Consider the following 15,312-nt stretch of genomic DNA (forward strand, 5'->3'; position numbering starts at 1 on the left):
GAGGCGCCCGGTAGCACCCGTCGCGCCGATAACCGTCAACTTCATCCGACTGCTCCTTCGTCCCCGATCAGACGGTGAACTCGCCGTCGACGTCGATGGTGGCGCCGGTGATGTAGCCGGCATCGGGGCTGAGCGGAGTGGCTCACTTCACCACCGGCTCACAGACTCCACCGGGCTGCATGCTGGTTCACGGTGCTCTGGTCACCGGCGCCGATGGTGCGGCGGCCCGCGCCACGATTCGAGACCGGCGCAGGGCGTCGACCGCGAGGAGCTGCTGCGACTGGTCGATCTGGTGAGTTCGAATCTGCCCTGGGACAATGCGTTTCGCGCCGTGCCGCAGTAGTCCCCCGGAACATCTGGCTCGACGACGTTTCGCTTTTCTCGGGTGACAAATCGCGGGCATCCTCTTTCTCTGTTCGATGCAATGACATCGCGCCCGCGGACTGTCAAGATTTCATCTTGTTGCGCCACCGGGTTCTCCTGTGAACGGGCGTATTCGATACTGCCGACAGATGAGGCCGGGGGAGAATGACCTGCACAGATTTCGCGTCTACCGAATATGTCGAGAATTATGTTGCGCCACGGATTTTTCGGCTCTCCGTCGCGGCCGAGTTCGAGGCACTGCATGAACTTTACGAGTCCGGGGCGATCACAATGCAGCGCGATATGCTGCAGTTGCAACTGGAAAATCTCGCGAAGATCCGCACGCCCGAGCGCGGTCGTATGGCAGATCGTTCCGACGTGGTCGAGCAGATCCTCGCCGGCCGTCCGCGCAGTCAGTTCGGTGCCTGGGTTTTCTACCCCTGGAGCGGAGCGCTGGTCCACCTCCTCGACGAGGCGGAGTTCGTCGAGGTCCGCACCGCGTCCAATCGCAACAAACTGACCGCGGCCGAACAGGAGTCGCTCCGTGGAAAGACGGTCGGCATCATCGGCTTGTCGGTAGGAAACGCGGTGGCGCTGACGATCGCTGCCGAACGTAGCGCCGGTGCGTTGAAATTGGCTGATTTCGACGAGTTGGATCTGTCCAATCTCAACCGGCTGCGTGCGGGGGTGGCGGATCTGGGCGTCAACAAGGCGGTGCTGGCGGCCCGCCAAATCGCGGAACTGGATCCATATTTGGATGTCGAAGTTTATCCCGACGGCATAGACGATATGAACATCGACGAATTCTTCGATGCGGGCCGGCCGATCGATCTGCTGGTCGAGGAATGCGATCTGCCGTGGATCAAAATTCTGTCCCGCGAACATGCTCGCCGCCGCGGGATTCCGGTGCTGATGGAGGCCAGTGACCGCGGGATGCTCGATGTCGAGCGCTTCGATCTCGAGCCGGACCGGGCCTTGCTGCACGGTCTGGTCGGTGATCTGTCCACCGACGAACTCGAAACCATGGACCGCGACGGGCAATTGGCGGCGATGGCGACCATCGTGGGGGTGGACGGCATATCCGACCGCACGGCGGCGTCGGTGATCGAAATGGATTCGACGCTCACCACCTGGCCCCAGCTGGCCTCGGAGGTCAATCACGGCGGCTCGGTCGTCGCGACCACCGCCCGCGCGATTTTGCTCGGGCACGCCGTCAACTCCCAGCGACGATATGTCGAGCTCCCGTTCGGAATCGGGCGGTCCGAGCTCGAAACGCGCAGGCGCGTAACGCCTTCGGAGACCGACGCGCCGGTCGAGCAGCTGCCGCGAGATATCCGCGAAATCCTCGAGCTGGCAATGCGGTCGCCCTCGGGCGGCAACACCCAGCAGTGGCGATTCGTGGTGCGCGGGTGGGTGATCGACGTCGTGCACATGCCGGATCGTTCGGTCACTCATGCGTTGTTCGAAGGACACCAGACCGTGCGCCGGGTGGTGCTGGGGGCGGTTACCGAAAGTATCGTCGTCGCCGCCCGGGCGCGCGGATTGTCCGCGGACGTCGAATACGACCCCGACGGTACCGACTCGCTGATTTATACCCGCATCCGGCTGGGGAAGGACGGAGGCGATCCGACTCCCGAGGAATCGGCCTTGGGCGCAGCGCTGTCCGTGCGCTACAGCGAGCGGACCCGGGAAGCGGGGCGCGCGTTGCGCGAGGACGAGATCGCGGCGCTGCGCGAATCCGTGGCAGCATATTCCGCGCGTCTATGGCTGAGCGGCGAGGAGCTCGTCAAACACGTGTACGGCGAGGGCACCGCCATCGGCAACAGGCTGCGCACCCTGGTGCGGGGACTGCATACCGAGACGTTCGACGAGTTCTACTTCCGGTCCGAGGAACCCGAACGCACCGAAGGCGTTCCGCTGGAGAACCTCGGAATCCTGCTTCCCGAACGCATTGCCCTGCGGATTCTGCGCCGGCCGGAGGTCGCGCGATTCCTGCACGCCCGCGGAGAGGGCGGCGGTCTGCTCGAATATTCCCGCGCCTGGGCCGCGGGAGCGTCGGCCGTGGGGGCGATGACCACGGCCGGCACGTCGCGCCGCGACTTCGTCGAAGCCGGACGAGCAATGCAACGGTTCTGGCTGCACGCGACCACTCTCGGTCTGGGCGTCCATCCGACCACGTCACTGATGTTCGAAGCCGAGATGCTCACCGTGCCCGAAGGTGGCATTTTCACCACAGAGGAACGTGCCGAGATAACGGCGCGCATGGCCGACTTCCGCAAAGTTCTGATAACCGATCCGGAAGCGCGAGTGGCGCTGGTGTTCCGGGTGGTCGCGGGCCCGGTGACCGCCGATCACGTGCCGACCCCGCGGCGGCCGCTGGCGCGGCATCTCGACATTCGGCCCGCGGACACCGTTTCCACCCGCGGCGCGTTAAGAGCACAGACAGAGGGGGCATGATGACCGTCCAGGTCGATGCGATGGCCGGTGTCGCGCGGGACGTGGAGTTCCGCGCGGCGAAACCCGATGATGCCGAAGCGATAGCGGATCTGTACGACACCGTCTACCACGGCAGATATCCGATCGCCGAATGCACCGATCCCGCGCTGACACGCCGAATCCTGCAGGCGGACAACCATATCTGGATGATCGCGGTGGCCGACGACATGGTGGTCGGCTCCAGTGTCGCCCGCCCGGAGCCGATCAACAGCACCTGTGAGCTGGGCCGGGCCGCCGTGCGAATGGAGTACGCGGGACGGGGCAACTTCGCGCTGCTGTTCGAAGCGACTGTGGAGCAGGCGATCGCGCAACCGCGGAACGAGATGATCTACGGTTACGCGCGCTCGGAACGTGCGCGGTATCTGTTCGAGCGGATCGTCTACCGCGTGCACTGGACCGGTACCGACGGCGGTATGCATCGTGTCGGCGACACACGTGAAGAACATTTGATCGGCGGCTCGTTCAACCCGCGGCATCAGCCGGTGCGCGTCGTCCCCGCGAATATGCCCGTGGTGTCCGGCAGCCGGATCGAGCAGGAACTCGCCGCCATGTCGGGCCGAGCCGTCACAGGCGAATACCCGTACGCGTTGTCGGGACGAGGGCCAGTGGATTTCGTACACGAAACCAGCTGGGGGAGAGTCGGTTACACACTGTTCGAGCCCAGCGGCGCGCTGGTGGTCGGCGAGCTCGAGGCGGAGGATCCGGTGGCCTGCCGTCGGCTGCTGCACGAGACGGTCGAGCAGGCTCCGGTGCCGGTGGAACACGTCACGCTCTACGCGTTGGCGGACAAGCGGTCCTTCATCGAGACGCTCTGCACTCCGGTCGACGACGGAAACCGCTTCTGCGCCAGCGCTTATCTGCCCGGATGGCATACCGACGGCACGGCTCGCTACGACTGCGTAACCCTTACTCAGCGTCGGGACCGCCGCCGGCCGGTCAGTCTCGGATTGGACGAGCGGGTGCGGGCATTGCACGCGAGCCTGCCCGCCGCGTACCGGTAAGCCTTCGAAACCTCAATCCCGAAAGGACGTTCCGAGATGTCGGTGGACGGCACGTGGAAACTCGAGATCACATCGCAACTGGGCCAGCAAGTCGCCATCGTCGAGTTCGCCGGCGCGGCAGACGGTTCGATCACGGGCAATGCCCGGCATCCGCAAACCGGTGAGCTGGCGCCGCTGACCGAGATCTCACTGACGGGAAACAGTCTGCGCTGGCACCAGAAGATCCGAAATCCTATGCGGCTCAACCTGATCTTCACCACCGTCATCGACGGCGACCAGCTCACCGGATCGGTCAAAGCCCGGATGATGCCGGGAAAGGGCACCGTCACCGGCCGCCGGGAATCGGCCGACGTGTCCGCCTGATCGGAAAATCGGTAAAGGAGAAGCACTCGTGCGTGCGATGGCTCGCGGAGTAATCCGACATCGACGGGCAGTCGTCATCGTCTGGCTACTGGTCCTGATCGTCGGTGGTGCACTGGCGAAGTTCACCACCGACCGGCTGACGGTCGATTTTTCGCTGCCCGGACAACCCGGCGACACCGCCTCGCACGCGGTGATCGACACATTCGGCACCGCCGGCCAGAACAGCTCGCCGCTGATCGTCGCGGTCACACTGCCGGACCAGCAGCGCGTCGCCGAGCACGCGGACCAACTGAAGCAGGCGTTCGGCGCACTGTCCGCGGTGCGCATGTACGACCGGCCGGTGCAGGTTTTCGACGCGTACAACACCACTTCGACCGGTACTCGGCAGTCGTTCGTCACAGATGGCGGACACACCGCCCTCGCCTACGTCTTCTACCCGATCACCCGCACCCCCACCCCGCAGACGCCCGCCGCCGCGGTGAGCGCCGCGATCACCCCGCTGCTCCCGCCCGGCAGCACGCTCGGACTGACCGGAACCGATGCCCTGGCGACCAGCCAGGGCGACGGCATCGGGCTGGGCGTGATGCTGGAATTGCTGATCGCGGGCGGGGGCGCACTGCTCGTGCTGGCCTTGGTCTTCGGATCCGCGCTGGCGTTCCTTCCCGTGGTGGTCGCCTCGGTATCGATCCCGGGTGCTTTGCTGTTGCTGCTGCCGCTGACCTTCCTCAGCGACTACTCGTTCATCGTCCAGTACCTGATCTCGTTGATCGGGCTCGGCATCGGCATCGACTATTCGCTGCTGGTGGTGACGCGCTGGCGGGAGGAGCGCCGGCGGGGATTCGACAACGACGCGGCAATCGTCACCGCCCTGCAGACCGGGGGCAGGTCGGTGGTGCACAGCGGGATCACCGTGGCGATCGGATTGCTCTCGCTGGTGGTACTTCCGGTGCCGTTCCTGCGCAGCATAGGTATCGCCGGCAGTCTGATCCCGCTCGTTTCGGTGCTGGCGACGCTGACCCTGACGCCCGCGATCCTCAGCTATGCCGGACCGCGGCTGGAATGGCCGCGGCGACCGGAGGCGGTCGTGGAAAATCGGCTCTGGCGACGGTGGACAACGCTGGTAGTGCGGCGCCGGTGGAGCGCGACAGCGGTGGCGACCGCGGTGCTGGCGTTGTTGATGGTTCCGTTCGCGCACGCCAACATCGGATTCTCGGCGGCCGACTCGTTGTCGAACGAAGGTCCCGCCTACACCACCTTCGCGGCCCTGAAATCGGGCGGCATACCGACGGGCACACTGTCGCCCATCGAGGTCCTGGTCCGAACCGACCACGGGCCCGACGTCGCCGCCCGGTTGGCCCGGGTCGACGGCGTGAGCAGTGTCGTCCGCGCCGATCCGGCGGATCGCGGGCTCAACCGGCCGCTGTCGGGCTCCGGGCCGTCGGTGACCATGGTGCTGGCGATTCCGCGCGAGCAAACGGTCAACCAGCATTCGGTCGCGGTCGTGGACCGGGTGCGGCAGCAGCTCGCCCCGGTCGACGGGGTCATCGGAATCACCGGAGTCGGCACCGCCCAAACCGATTTCCAGCACGCCGTATACGACAATTTCGGATGGGTGCTGCTCGTCTTGTCGGTGCTGACCTACCTACTGTTGGTGCGTGCCTTCCGCTCGCTGATTTTGCCACTGAAGGCCGTCGCGATGAACCTGTTGTCGCTCGCGGCGGCAATCGGAGCCATGGTCTATTTCTGGCAGAACGGCGCCGGATCGCAGCCGATCTACGGCATCGAGGCGACACACGCTGTCGCGGTGTGGATTCCGCCGCTGGTGTTCGCGTTCCTGTTCGGACTGTCGATGGACTACGAGGTGTTCATCCTCGCGCGCATCCGAGAAGAGTATGAAACAGGTAAGACGACCGATGAGGCGGTGATCGCCGGCTCCAGCCGAGTCGGCCGGTTGGTGACCAGTGCGGCCCTGATTCTGTTCCTCGCCTTCGCCGCCCTCTCCTGCGGCCCGGGGACCGACCAGAAAGTGATGGCGGTGGGGCTCGGGTTGGGAATCCTGTTGGACGCCACCGTTATTCGATCACTCCTGCTGCCGGCCACGGTGTCGCTGATGGGAAGGTGGAATTGGTATCTGCCGCAGTGGGTCGAACGATTCCTGCTGCTGCGGCGCGCGACCGACTCACCCGCACCGTCCGTTCCAGTTCGGGATGCCGAACCCGTTGCAGGCCCATGACCGAGGGAGATGACTGCCATCGGTGCCACGGTGTCCACGTTCATTTCGCCGGCCCTGTGGCATCGGTGGTGACGGCGTGCGCGTTCCGTGGCTTCGCGCGACGCGTCGCCGCTCTTGGAGTTCGCGTTGCTGTCCTTCGCGCTTGTGTCGCTCGGCGGCCGCACGCACCATCGTCCGAAGTCGATCGGCTGCGCGTTGTTGACATTGGAGGGACTGCGCTCATCAGCGCCCGCTGCCGGGCGTTCTTCTCGCGTTCCAGTCCGAGTGCCCAGATCCGGCGGGCCTGCTCGCCGGTGATGACATGGGGCTGAAGCGGTCCGGGAAGTCCCGCTTCATCCCGTCGATCAAGTCACGGACCTGTTTGGACATAGTGGGTCAGTGAGTGGATCCGCGGAGCAGTGGCTCGGGCGGATCCTGCGAGGGAACTCCTGCACAAGCCCGCAGGGTTTACTACCTCGACGATCTGCTGCTGGAATACCAGCTGACCAGGGCGGGAGTGGCCCGTGACCGCCTGGTCGAACGGATCGTGCCGCTGCTGGAACACCCCCGACCTGATGGCGGCGGTCGTCGCATATATCCGCCGCGGGTCCCGATCGCAAGGCGGCAACGGCCGAGGTGCACATCCATCCGAACACGTTCAGTTGTCGGCTCCGCCGGGTAGCCGAACTCACCGGGATCGATCCGACCGATCCGCACGGTTCACGGTTCATCGCGGCGGCACCGACGGTGCATCAACTCCACCTCGACGCCGCTGCGAACGGGGCGGGGAACGTCAGCGCGGTCGCGGGCGTCGTCTCGATTCACCCTCATCGGGTGATCTGTCACTCGGCCGGCGGTGGCACGGTGGGTTGCGGTCCGCTGCATGCGATTGCTCGCTTCCGCTGCCGTCGAGGAGACGATTATGGGACACCGGTTCGAGGGCACGATCAACCTCGATGTGAAGGATTCCACAGAGGATTGGGGCGCGTTCCTGGCGGATAGGGCGCCACAGGGTTCGCCGAACGTTCTCGTCGTGCTCTACGACGACACCGGGTGTGCGGCCTGGTCGCCGTACGGGGGGCGCATTCAGATGCCGACGATGCAGCGATTGGCGGACAGGGGGCTGACATATAGCCAGTGGCATACGACAGCCTTGTGCTCGCCGACGCGGTCGACGTTCCTGACCGGTCGCAACCATCATCAGAACGGGTTCGCCTCCATCTCGGAGACCGCGCTCGGCTTCCCCGGTTACAGCTCGCACATACCGCCGGAGAATGCCCCGATGGCGACCGTGCTGCGTGATGCGGGCTGGAGCACGTTCTGGGTGGGCAAGAACCACAACGTTCCGGTGGACGAGTGGACGATGGGCGCCTCCAAGAAGAATTGGCCGCTGGGGATGGGCTACGACCGCTTCTACGGATTCATCGGTGGCGAAACGAATCAATGGTACCCGGATCTGGCGGAGGACAATCACTACATCGACCAGCCCTATCCGCCCGAGGAGGGCTACCACCTGTCGAAGGATCTGGCGGACAAGTCGCTGGAATTCATCCGCGACAGCAAACAGACCGAGCCGGACAAGCCCTGGTATCTGTGGTTCTGCCCGGGCGCCAATCACGCACCCCACCACGCCCCGCAGGTCTACATCGACAAATACAAGGGCGTATTCGACGATGGTTACGAGGCGTATCGGGAGTGGGTGCTGCCGCGCATGATCGAGCGTGGCATCCTGCCCGAAGGGACCGAGCTGACGCCGCTCAACCCCATGCCGGAGGGGACGTATTCGCCGGGTGATGTTGTGCGGCCGTGGGATTCGCTGGCAGAGGAGGAAAAGACGCTGTTCTGCCGGATGGCGGAGGTCTTCGCCGCGTACTCGGAATACACCGACGCGCAGGTGGGCAGGATCATCGACTATCTCGAAAAGTCCGGTCAGCTCGAGAATACGATCGTCTTCTACTGCGCGGACAACGGCGCCTCAGGGGAGGGCAGCCCCAACGGTTCGGTCAACGAGAACAAGATCCTCAATTCCTATCCCGATCGGATGGAGGATAATCTGCCCCTGCTCGAGAAGCTGGGTAGCCCGGACACCTACAACCACTATCCAACCGGTTGGGCCGCAGCGTTTTCCACGCCGTACCGGATGTTCAAGCGTTATACGTATCAGGGCGGTATCGCCGACCCACTGGTGATCTCCTGGCCCGCGGGTATGCGGGCGCGTGGCGAGGTGCGACATCAATACCACCACTGCACCGACATCGTCCCGACGATTCTCGAATGCTGCGGTGTCGAGATGCCGAAATTCGTCAACGGCGCCGAACAGACACCGCTGCCGGGGGTCTCCATGAAATACAGTTTCGACGCCGAACCGGATGCGCAGACGCGGAAGGTGACCCAGTACTACGAGATGCTCGGCCAGCGTGGACTGTGGCACCGAGGCTGGAAGGCAGTGACCGAACATGGCCCGATGAGCGGTGGCGGGCATTTCGGCACCGATACGTGGCAGTTGTTCCACACCGACGAAGATCGTTCGGAAGCACACGATCTCGCATCCGAAAATCCCGAGAAGCTGGAGGAACTCAAAGCCCTCTGGTACGCCGAGGCCGGCAGATACAGTGTGTTGCCACTCAACAGCTATCCGATGTCGGGGCCCGGCTTGCTCGAATTCTTCGCTCGCCAATACCATGTCGCGACGCCCAAAACCGGCACCTACACCTACTACCCCGGAACGTCCGAGGTGCCTGAACATTCCGCGGCCAACACCCACCTCGGGTCCTACAAGATCCTCGCCGAGGTCACGATCGCCGATGCGGCCGCGCAGGGGGTGATCTTCGCGCAGGGTTCCCGGTTCGGTGGCCACGCCATGTTCCTGAAGGACCGGAAACTCGTCTACACCTACAACTTTCTCGGCATCGGCGACGAACAGCAGTTCATCGCCGACGCACCCGGGCCAGGCACCTATATCTTCGGGATGGAATTCACGAAGGAGGATGTCGGCGAATATCAGGAACCGACCGGGACGACCAAGCTGTACATCGACGACCGTGTCGTCGCCGAGGGGCCGATGAAGACCCTCGCTATCCAATTCTCCCTGTGCGGCGAGGGCCTGTGCATCGGCTACGACGGCGGCGATGCCGTAAGTCGTGACTACACACCGAAATTCGATTTCACCGGGGGCGAGATCATCCAGGTGACCTTCGACGTCGCCGACGAGTCGTATCTGCACGCCGAAACCCGCCTGGCGGCGTTGATATCACGAGACTGAACGGAACCGGCTCCTGTTGCGCCGCAGGCACATCCGGGTCGTTGCCGTCACACCGCAGATGACGAGTGCGCACCGAGCCGGCGAGGGCGCCCTGCGACATACTCGCGAGTGACTCGGGGGCCACGATGGTCGCGGGCACGGACCGAGTATCGCATCCGCCGGCCTCGACGCCGGATGTGTCCCTGTCCTGAAGTTCAGCCGCCGTTGGCCGCGTTGGCATTCATATAGTCGAGGTCTCCGGTAGTTGGTTCAGCTGTCGAAGAAGAACCCTCGATACCGGAGACCTCGTGGCCGGCGTAGCGGTGGCGGGGCGTGCCAGCCGAATACGGGTCCTGTTAAGCGGTCTACGGGTTGTTCCGGTGCCGGCAGCGGGCTGGGTCGTGGGCGGGACGGGTCAGGCCGAGCCTGCCGATCACGGGTTGGGGCGTTCGCGGGGTGGATGGACCAGCAAGCTGCATCTGGCACGGGCCCGCACTCGACCACTTCGAGACAGGCCCTGGTCGTAGAAACGGCAGCGCGAGGCAGCATCACCCATCGCGGCGGGTGGTCGAACCTTGATTAAGTTAACGATCATTGATTACTATCGGTTCAACGTGAGAGTCTGCGGGTGGGTTGGAATCCTGCTGCGGAGCTAGTCGTCAGGCGGCAAATATAGGGCTTGAAGTGCGAGTATTGCGCATGCCTACATCTATGACGCGTTGCTGGAAGTCCTGATCGAGCGAGGAGAGTTCGTGGCAAAGAGAACGTTCATATACGAGCATCTGTTCATAGGCGGAGTCTGGACGCCGCCGGAAGGGTGCTCGTCGATCGACGTGGTGGACCCGCACTCCGGCGATGTGGTGGGACGCGTACCGCACGCGACGCGAGCCGACGTGGACAAGGCCGTCGCTGCCGCGCGCCGTGAGTTCGACTCCGGTACGTGGCCGCGGCTGCCGTTGCGGGAGCGGCTGTCCGTCCTCGATCGCCTCGGCGAACTTCTGAAATCCCGCGTACCCGAATTCGCCGAACTCATCAGCCGGGAGAACGGCTCGCCGATCAGTTGGAGCGGACCCGCGCAGGCGACGCTACCCGCGGCTGTATACGGCCTGACAGCGCAGGTGGCACGGTCGTTTCCGTTCGAGCAACGGCGACCAGGCACACGGTGCGAGGTCGTGGTGCGCCGAGAGCCGGTGGGTGTGGTCGCCGCGGTCGTGCCGTGGAACGCACCGGCTTTCGTGACCTCTCTGAAACTCGCTCCGGCTCTCGCTGCCGGTTGCACGGTTGTGCTCAAACCGTCGCCGGAGACGCCGTTGGATGCCAATCTGCTCGCGGAGGTCGCGGTCGAGGCCGGGCTGCCGCCCGGTGTTCTGAGCGTGCTGCCCGCCGACCGCGAGGTCAGCGAATATCTGGTCTCGCACCCCGGTGTGGACAAGGTCTCGTTCACCGGATCCGTCGTTGCCGGAAAACGCGTCATGGAAGCCGCCGCGGGCAACCTGACCCGGGTCACACTCGAATTGGGGGGTAAGTCGGCTGCCGTCATCCTCGACGACGCCGATATGGATGCCGCGATCAGCACGATCACCCGGGCGTCATGGGCATTGAACAACGGCCAGGCATGCGTGGCGCTGACCCGGGTACTCGCGCCGGCTTCACGGTATGACGACATCGCCGCCCGATTGACCGATGCCGTAAACGCTTTGACGGTAGGTGATCCCCTGGACCCGGCTACTCAGGTCGGCCCCCTGGTGTCGCGGCGACAACAACGACGCAGTCTCGATTACATCGACATAGGCCGGAGCGAGGGGGCGGCCCTACTGGCCGGCGGAGCGGTTCCCGCGGGGCTGGAGCAGGGTTGTTATGTAGCGCCGACATTGTTCGGCGATGTCGACAATTCGATGCGGATCGCGCGGGACGAAATCTTCGGACCGATCGTCTGTCTGCTGCGCTACGACGGTGAAGACCAGGCCGTGCGGATCGCCAACGACTCCGAATTCGGCTTGTCCGGAGCCGTTTTCGCCGGGGAGGTCGAGCGCGGTATCGACATCGCGCGTCGGATTCGCACGGGAACGCTGACGGTGAACGGCTTCACCACCGAACTCACGGCGCCGTTCGGCGGCTTCAAGAATTCCGGGATCGGGCGCGAGATGGGCGACGAGGGACTGCGCTCCTTCCTCGAAGCGAAGACGATCGCCATCCAGTAACAGGCCGGCCATACCGGGTTTCGGTTTCGACGAATCTGAAGGATTATGTGATGAAGACCAAGGGTGCCCTCATACTCGGGCCCGGCCGCGATTGGGAGATCGCGGAATTCGACCTCGGTGATCCGATCGCCGGTGAAGTGCAGGTTCGCCTCGCGGCCGCCGGCCTGTGCCATTCCGATGACCATCTGCGTACCGGGGATCAGCCACCGCCGTTCTATCCGGTGCTCGGCGGACACGAAGGAGCAGGCATCGTCACAAAGGTTGGTGCGAATGTCACCGGGCTGCGTGAGGGCGACCACGTTGTACTCTCGTTCATCGCCGCGTGCGGCCGGTGTCGTGCCTGCGCACGGGGAAGACAACACCTGTGCGACCGTGGGGCTTCGATCGGCACCGGCCGATCCATCGCCGACGGCACCTATCGGGCCGCCACCCGCAGCGGTCACCCGATCCATCCGATGACGCTGCTCGGTGCGTTCGCTCCCTACGTCACCGTGCACCAGGACTCGGTGATCAAGATCGAAGACGACATCCCACTCGACCGTGCCGTCCTCGTTTCCTGCGGTGTCTGCACCGGGTGGGGATCCGCAGTCCATGCGGGCGGTACTCAGCCGGGCGATGCCGTGGTGGTTATCGGATGCGGTGGGATCGGCATGAACGCGATCCAAGGCGCCGCAATGGCGGGCGCGCGATTCGTCTTCGCGATCGACCCGGTCGCGTTCAAACGTGAGCAAGCTCTGAAATTCGGTGCGACACACGTCTTTTCCTCGCTCGATGAGGCGGCCTCGCATATCCAGGACCTGACCTGGGGTGCGCTGGCCGATGTCGTTGTCCTGGCCGTGGGCGTGCTCGAACCGGAGATGATTCAGTCCGCTCTGTCTGTCACGGCAAAGGGTGGCACCGTCGCGGTCACGGCGGTGGGGCCGGCCGGTGTCGATGCCGCGGCGATGAGCCTGATCCAGCTCACCGCGCTGGAGAAGCGTGTCCAAGGCGTGATGTTCGGTGGCGCGAGCCCCCGCGCGCAGGTGCCCAAACTGCTGAACCTCTATCGCAACGGCGCCCTGAAGCTCGATGAGCTGGTCACGCGCACCTACCGGCTGGAGGACATCACCGTCGGTTACCGGGACATGCTCGAAGGCCGAAATATCCGGGGCATCATCGAATTCACCGATTCGGACTACTGATGTCCGGCGCCGCGTGCGAGCGAGCGCCCCAGCGATGCGCGCCGGGCGCGTCGCCGATACCGAGAAGGGTTGAAAGTGAAGAATTCCAAGCAAGGTCCACTGTCCGGGATCACCGTGCTCGAACTCGGCGGCATCGGCCCCGGACCGTTCGCGGCAATGGTGCTGGCCGATATGGGTGCCACGGTCATTCGCGTGGTGCGCGATCGAGGGTGGAGCAGGCACCCCGTGCTGAACCGCGGCCGGATATCGGTCGAGATCGACCTCAAGAATCCGGACGGGGTCGCCGCGGTCGGTCGTATCGCCGAGCACTGTGACGTGATCATCGAGGGATTCCGTCCCGGAGTGGCGGAACGACTCGGGCTCGGTCCGGACGATCTTCTCGCGATCAATCCGCGCCTGGTGTACGGGCGAATGACGGGCTGGGGTCAGGACGGGCCGTGGGCGTGGGCACCCGGTCACGACATCAACTATTTATCGCTCACCGGTGGTCTGCACGCGATCGGCCCGAAGGACGGCGACCCGGTGCCGCCGCTGAACCTGGTGTCCGACTTCGGTGGTGGCGGAATGCTTTTGGCCTACGGCGTCGCCTGCGCCTTGATCAGTGCGGGCGTGACCGGTAAGGGGCAGGTGGTGGACGCCGCGATGGTGGACGGCACCTCGGTGTTGCTGGCGATGACCCATGGCTTCATGGCCGACGGCAGCTGGTGCGACGAGCGTGAATCGAACATGCTCGACGGTGCCGCACCCTTCTACCGCACGTACCGGTGCGCGGACGGCAAGCATATGGCCGTCGGATGCGTGGAGCCGCAGTTCTACCGCGAGCTGTTGCGGGTTCTCGATCTCGCCGGCGAACCGTTGTTCGACGCACAGCACGACAAGGAGCTGTGGTTCGAACAGGGCGAACGCATCGCGACCGTGTTCGCCACGAAGCCCCGTGGTGAGTGGGAGGTGATCTTCGCGGATACGCAAGCCTGTACGACGCCGGTACTTTCGTTGCGCGAAGCCGCACAGCATCCACATATGACGGCGCGCGGGACCCTCGCCGTGCACGACGGAATCGTTCAGCCGATGCCCGCTCCGCGTTTCAGCGAGACCCCGCCCGCGGCTCCGGCCCCCCAGTCCGGGGAACTCGCCGATATTGTCGCGACGTTGCGCGACATCGGATTGGCCGGTGATGAGGTCGCTTCGTTCTTCGCCGACGGTGTGCTCTGCGCACCCCCGGCAGCTCGATAGATTGTGACGAAGAAGTCCGCTCCGGCCATCGGCCGGAGCGGACTTTCTTGTGGAAGGGGGGCGACGACGTTGGTCAGACCGGCGGTGCGACGAAGTCGCATGGCGGTGTGGCGCTGGTGCTGGGGTCGAGGGCATTCAATACCAGCCGCAGCGAGATTTCGTCGTAGATCGCTCCGGTGTGCGTGGTGCCTGACTTGGGGCATACGTCCTGGGTGACGACGTTGGTCACGTTCGGTGCCGGTGGCAGTTGCGCCTCGGGCACGGTGATGACGAGGTCGCTGCGGGAGATGATTGTCGTGTAGTGCACCTGAGGCCGGGTCATACCGCCCTCTCCGATCTCCTGCACGAACTTCGATCCCGCGGTCCCGTCGCGTCCGGCCGGCACGTACACGGCCTGCAGGAATCGCAAGAACGGCACATCGCTCACCAGCGGGGCCAGATGGTAGACATCGATGCCGTTGGTGGCCGGTTCGAGTCCGATCATGGCGTGCACTTTGTCGGCGCCGCCGAGTTTGTTGATGTAGTAGAGCGGCACGATGCCGCCTTCGGAGTGTCCGACGATGTCGACCTTGTCGGCGCTGGTCGCCGCGAGCACCTGGTCGACGAAGACGGCCAGTTGACCCGCACCGCCGCGCATATTTCCGCTGCCCTGTATCGGAGAGTCCTGGGCACCACCGTAATTCAGGCCGAACACGCAATAGCCCGCCGCCTTCATTCGCGGCGAGAACATCGACCAATTGGCGTAAGCGTTGCTGAGCGCCCCGTGCATCAAAATCACCGGGTGCGGATGAGCGGCGTCCGGTCGGCAGGACCAATCATTCATACCTTCGGCAAACACCTCCGGGTGCTGATGTGAGTACACCAGTGCCTCGGGCCAGCTGTGCTGGACAGGACCAGCCGGTGGCGTCGACTCGATCGGCGCGGCCAGACAGGCGCCCGGGCCGATCGAGAAAATGGCTGCCGCCAGGCCCGCCGCGGTCGCGACGGCGAACCGAACCATGCTGTTCATAGTCGTACTCCT

General features: G+C 64.6%; 10 protein-coding genes. 9 read left to right on the top strand and 1 reads right to left on the bottom strand.

The window, feature by feature from the left end; all coding sequences use genetic code 11:
• Positions 1-528 precede the first annotated feature (528 nt).
• From LKD76_RS07990 to LKD76_RS08030, 9 genes are all read left to right on the top strand, one after another.
• Positions 529-2,820, top strand: a complete 2,292-nt coding sequence (locus LKD76_RS07990; RefSeq protein WP_227980388.1) for an Rv1355c family protein — start codon at positions 529-531, stop codon at positions 2,818-2,820.
• Complete coding sequence (locus LKD76_RS07995; protein ID WP_227980389.1) at positions 2,817-3,860, top strand: GNAT family N-acetyltransferase; 1,044 nt, start codon at positions 2,817-2,819, stop codon at positions 3,858-3,860. Before LKD76_RS07990 ends, LKD76_RS07995 begins: the two co-directional genes overlap by 4 nt.
• Positions 3,861-3,896: 36 nt before the next feature.
• The gene (locus LKD76_RS08000; RefSeq protein WP_227980390.1) at positions 3,897-4,223 is read left to right on the top strand and encodes a hypothetical protein; all 327 of its coding nucleotides are present in this window, start codon (positions 3,897-3,899) and stop codon (positions 4,221-4,223) included.
• Between the two features lie 37 nt (positions 4,224-4,260).
• Positions 4,261-6,456: an MMPL family transporter gene (locus LKD76_RS08005; RefSeq protein WP_227985153.1), complete on the top strand. Its 2,196-nt coding sequence runs from the start codon at positions 4,261-4,263 to the stop codon at positions 6,454-6,456.
• 615 nt (positions 6,457-7,071) lie between these two features.
• On the top strand, positions 7,072-7,437 hold the full coding sequence (locus tag LKD76_RS08010; protein ID WP_308188513.1) for a helix-turn-helix domain-containing protein: 366 nt from the start codon (positions 7,072-7,074) through the stop codon (positions 7,435-7,437).
• On the top strand, positions 7,319-9,697 hold the full coding sequence (locus LKD76_RS08015; RefSeq protein WP_227980391.1) for an arylsulfatase: 2,379 nt from the start codon (positions 7,319-7,321) through the stop codon (positions 9,695-9,697). The genes LKD76_RS08010 and LKD76_RS08015 overlap by 119 nt, the downstream gene beginning before the upstream one ends.
• Before the next feature lie 731 nt (positions 9,698-10,428).
• Complete coding sequence (locus LKD76_RS08020) at positions 10,429-11,877, top strand: aldehyde dehydrogenase (protein WP_227980392.1); 1,449 nt, start codon at positions 10,429-10,431, stop codon at positions 11,875-11,877.
• 50 nt (positions 11,878-11,927) lie between these two features.
• The gene (locus LKD76_RS08025; RefSeq protein WP_227980393.1) at positions 11,928-13,058 is read left to right on the top strand and encodes an NDMA-dependent alcohol dehydrogenase; all 1,131 of its coding nucleotides are present in this window, start codon (positions 11,928-11,930) and stop codon (positions 13,056-13,058) included.
• 75 nt (positions 13,059-13,133) lie between these two features.
• A complete protein-coding gene (locus LKD76_RS08030; protein WP_227980394.1) occupies positions 13,134-14,291 on the top strand; it encodes a CaiB/BaiF CoA transferase family protein in 1,158 nt (385 codons plus the stop codon).
• Positions 14,292-14,364: 73 nt separating this feature from the next.
• Here LKD76_RS08030 and LKD76_RS08035 read toward each other — a convergent pair whose 3' ends face one another.
• A complete protein-coding gene (locus LKD76_RS08035; RefSeq protein WP_227980395.1) occupies positions 14,365-15,300 on the bottom strand; it encodes an esterase/lipase family protein in 936 nt (311 codons plus the stop codon).
• Between the last annotated feature and the right edge of the window lie 12 nt (positions 15,301-15,312).

Source organism: Nocardia spumae, from assembly GCF_020733635.1.
GTDB classification, from domain to species: Bacteria; Actinomycetota; Actinomycetes; order Mycobacteriales; family Mycobacteriaceae; genus Nocardia; species Nocardia spumae.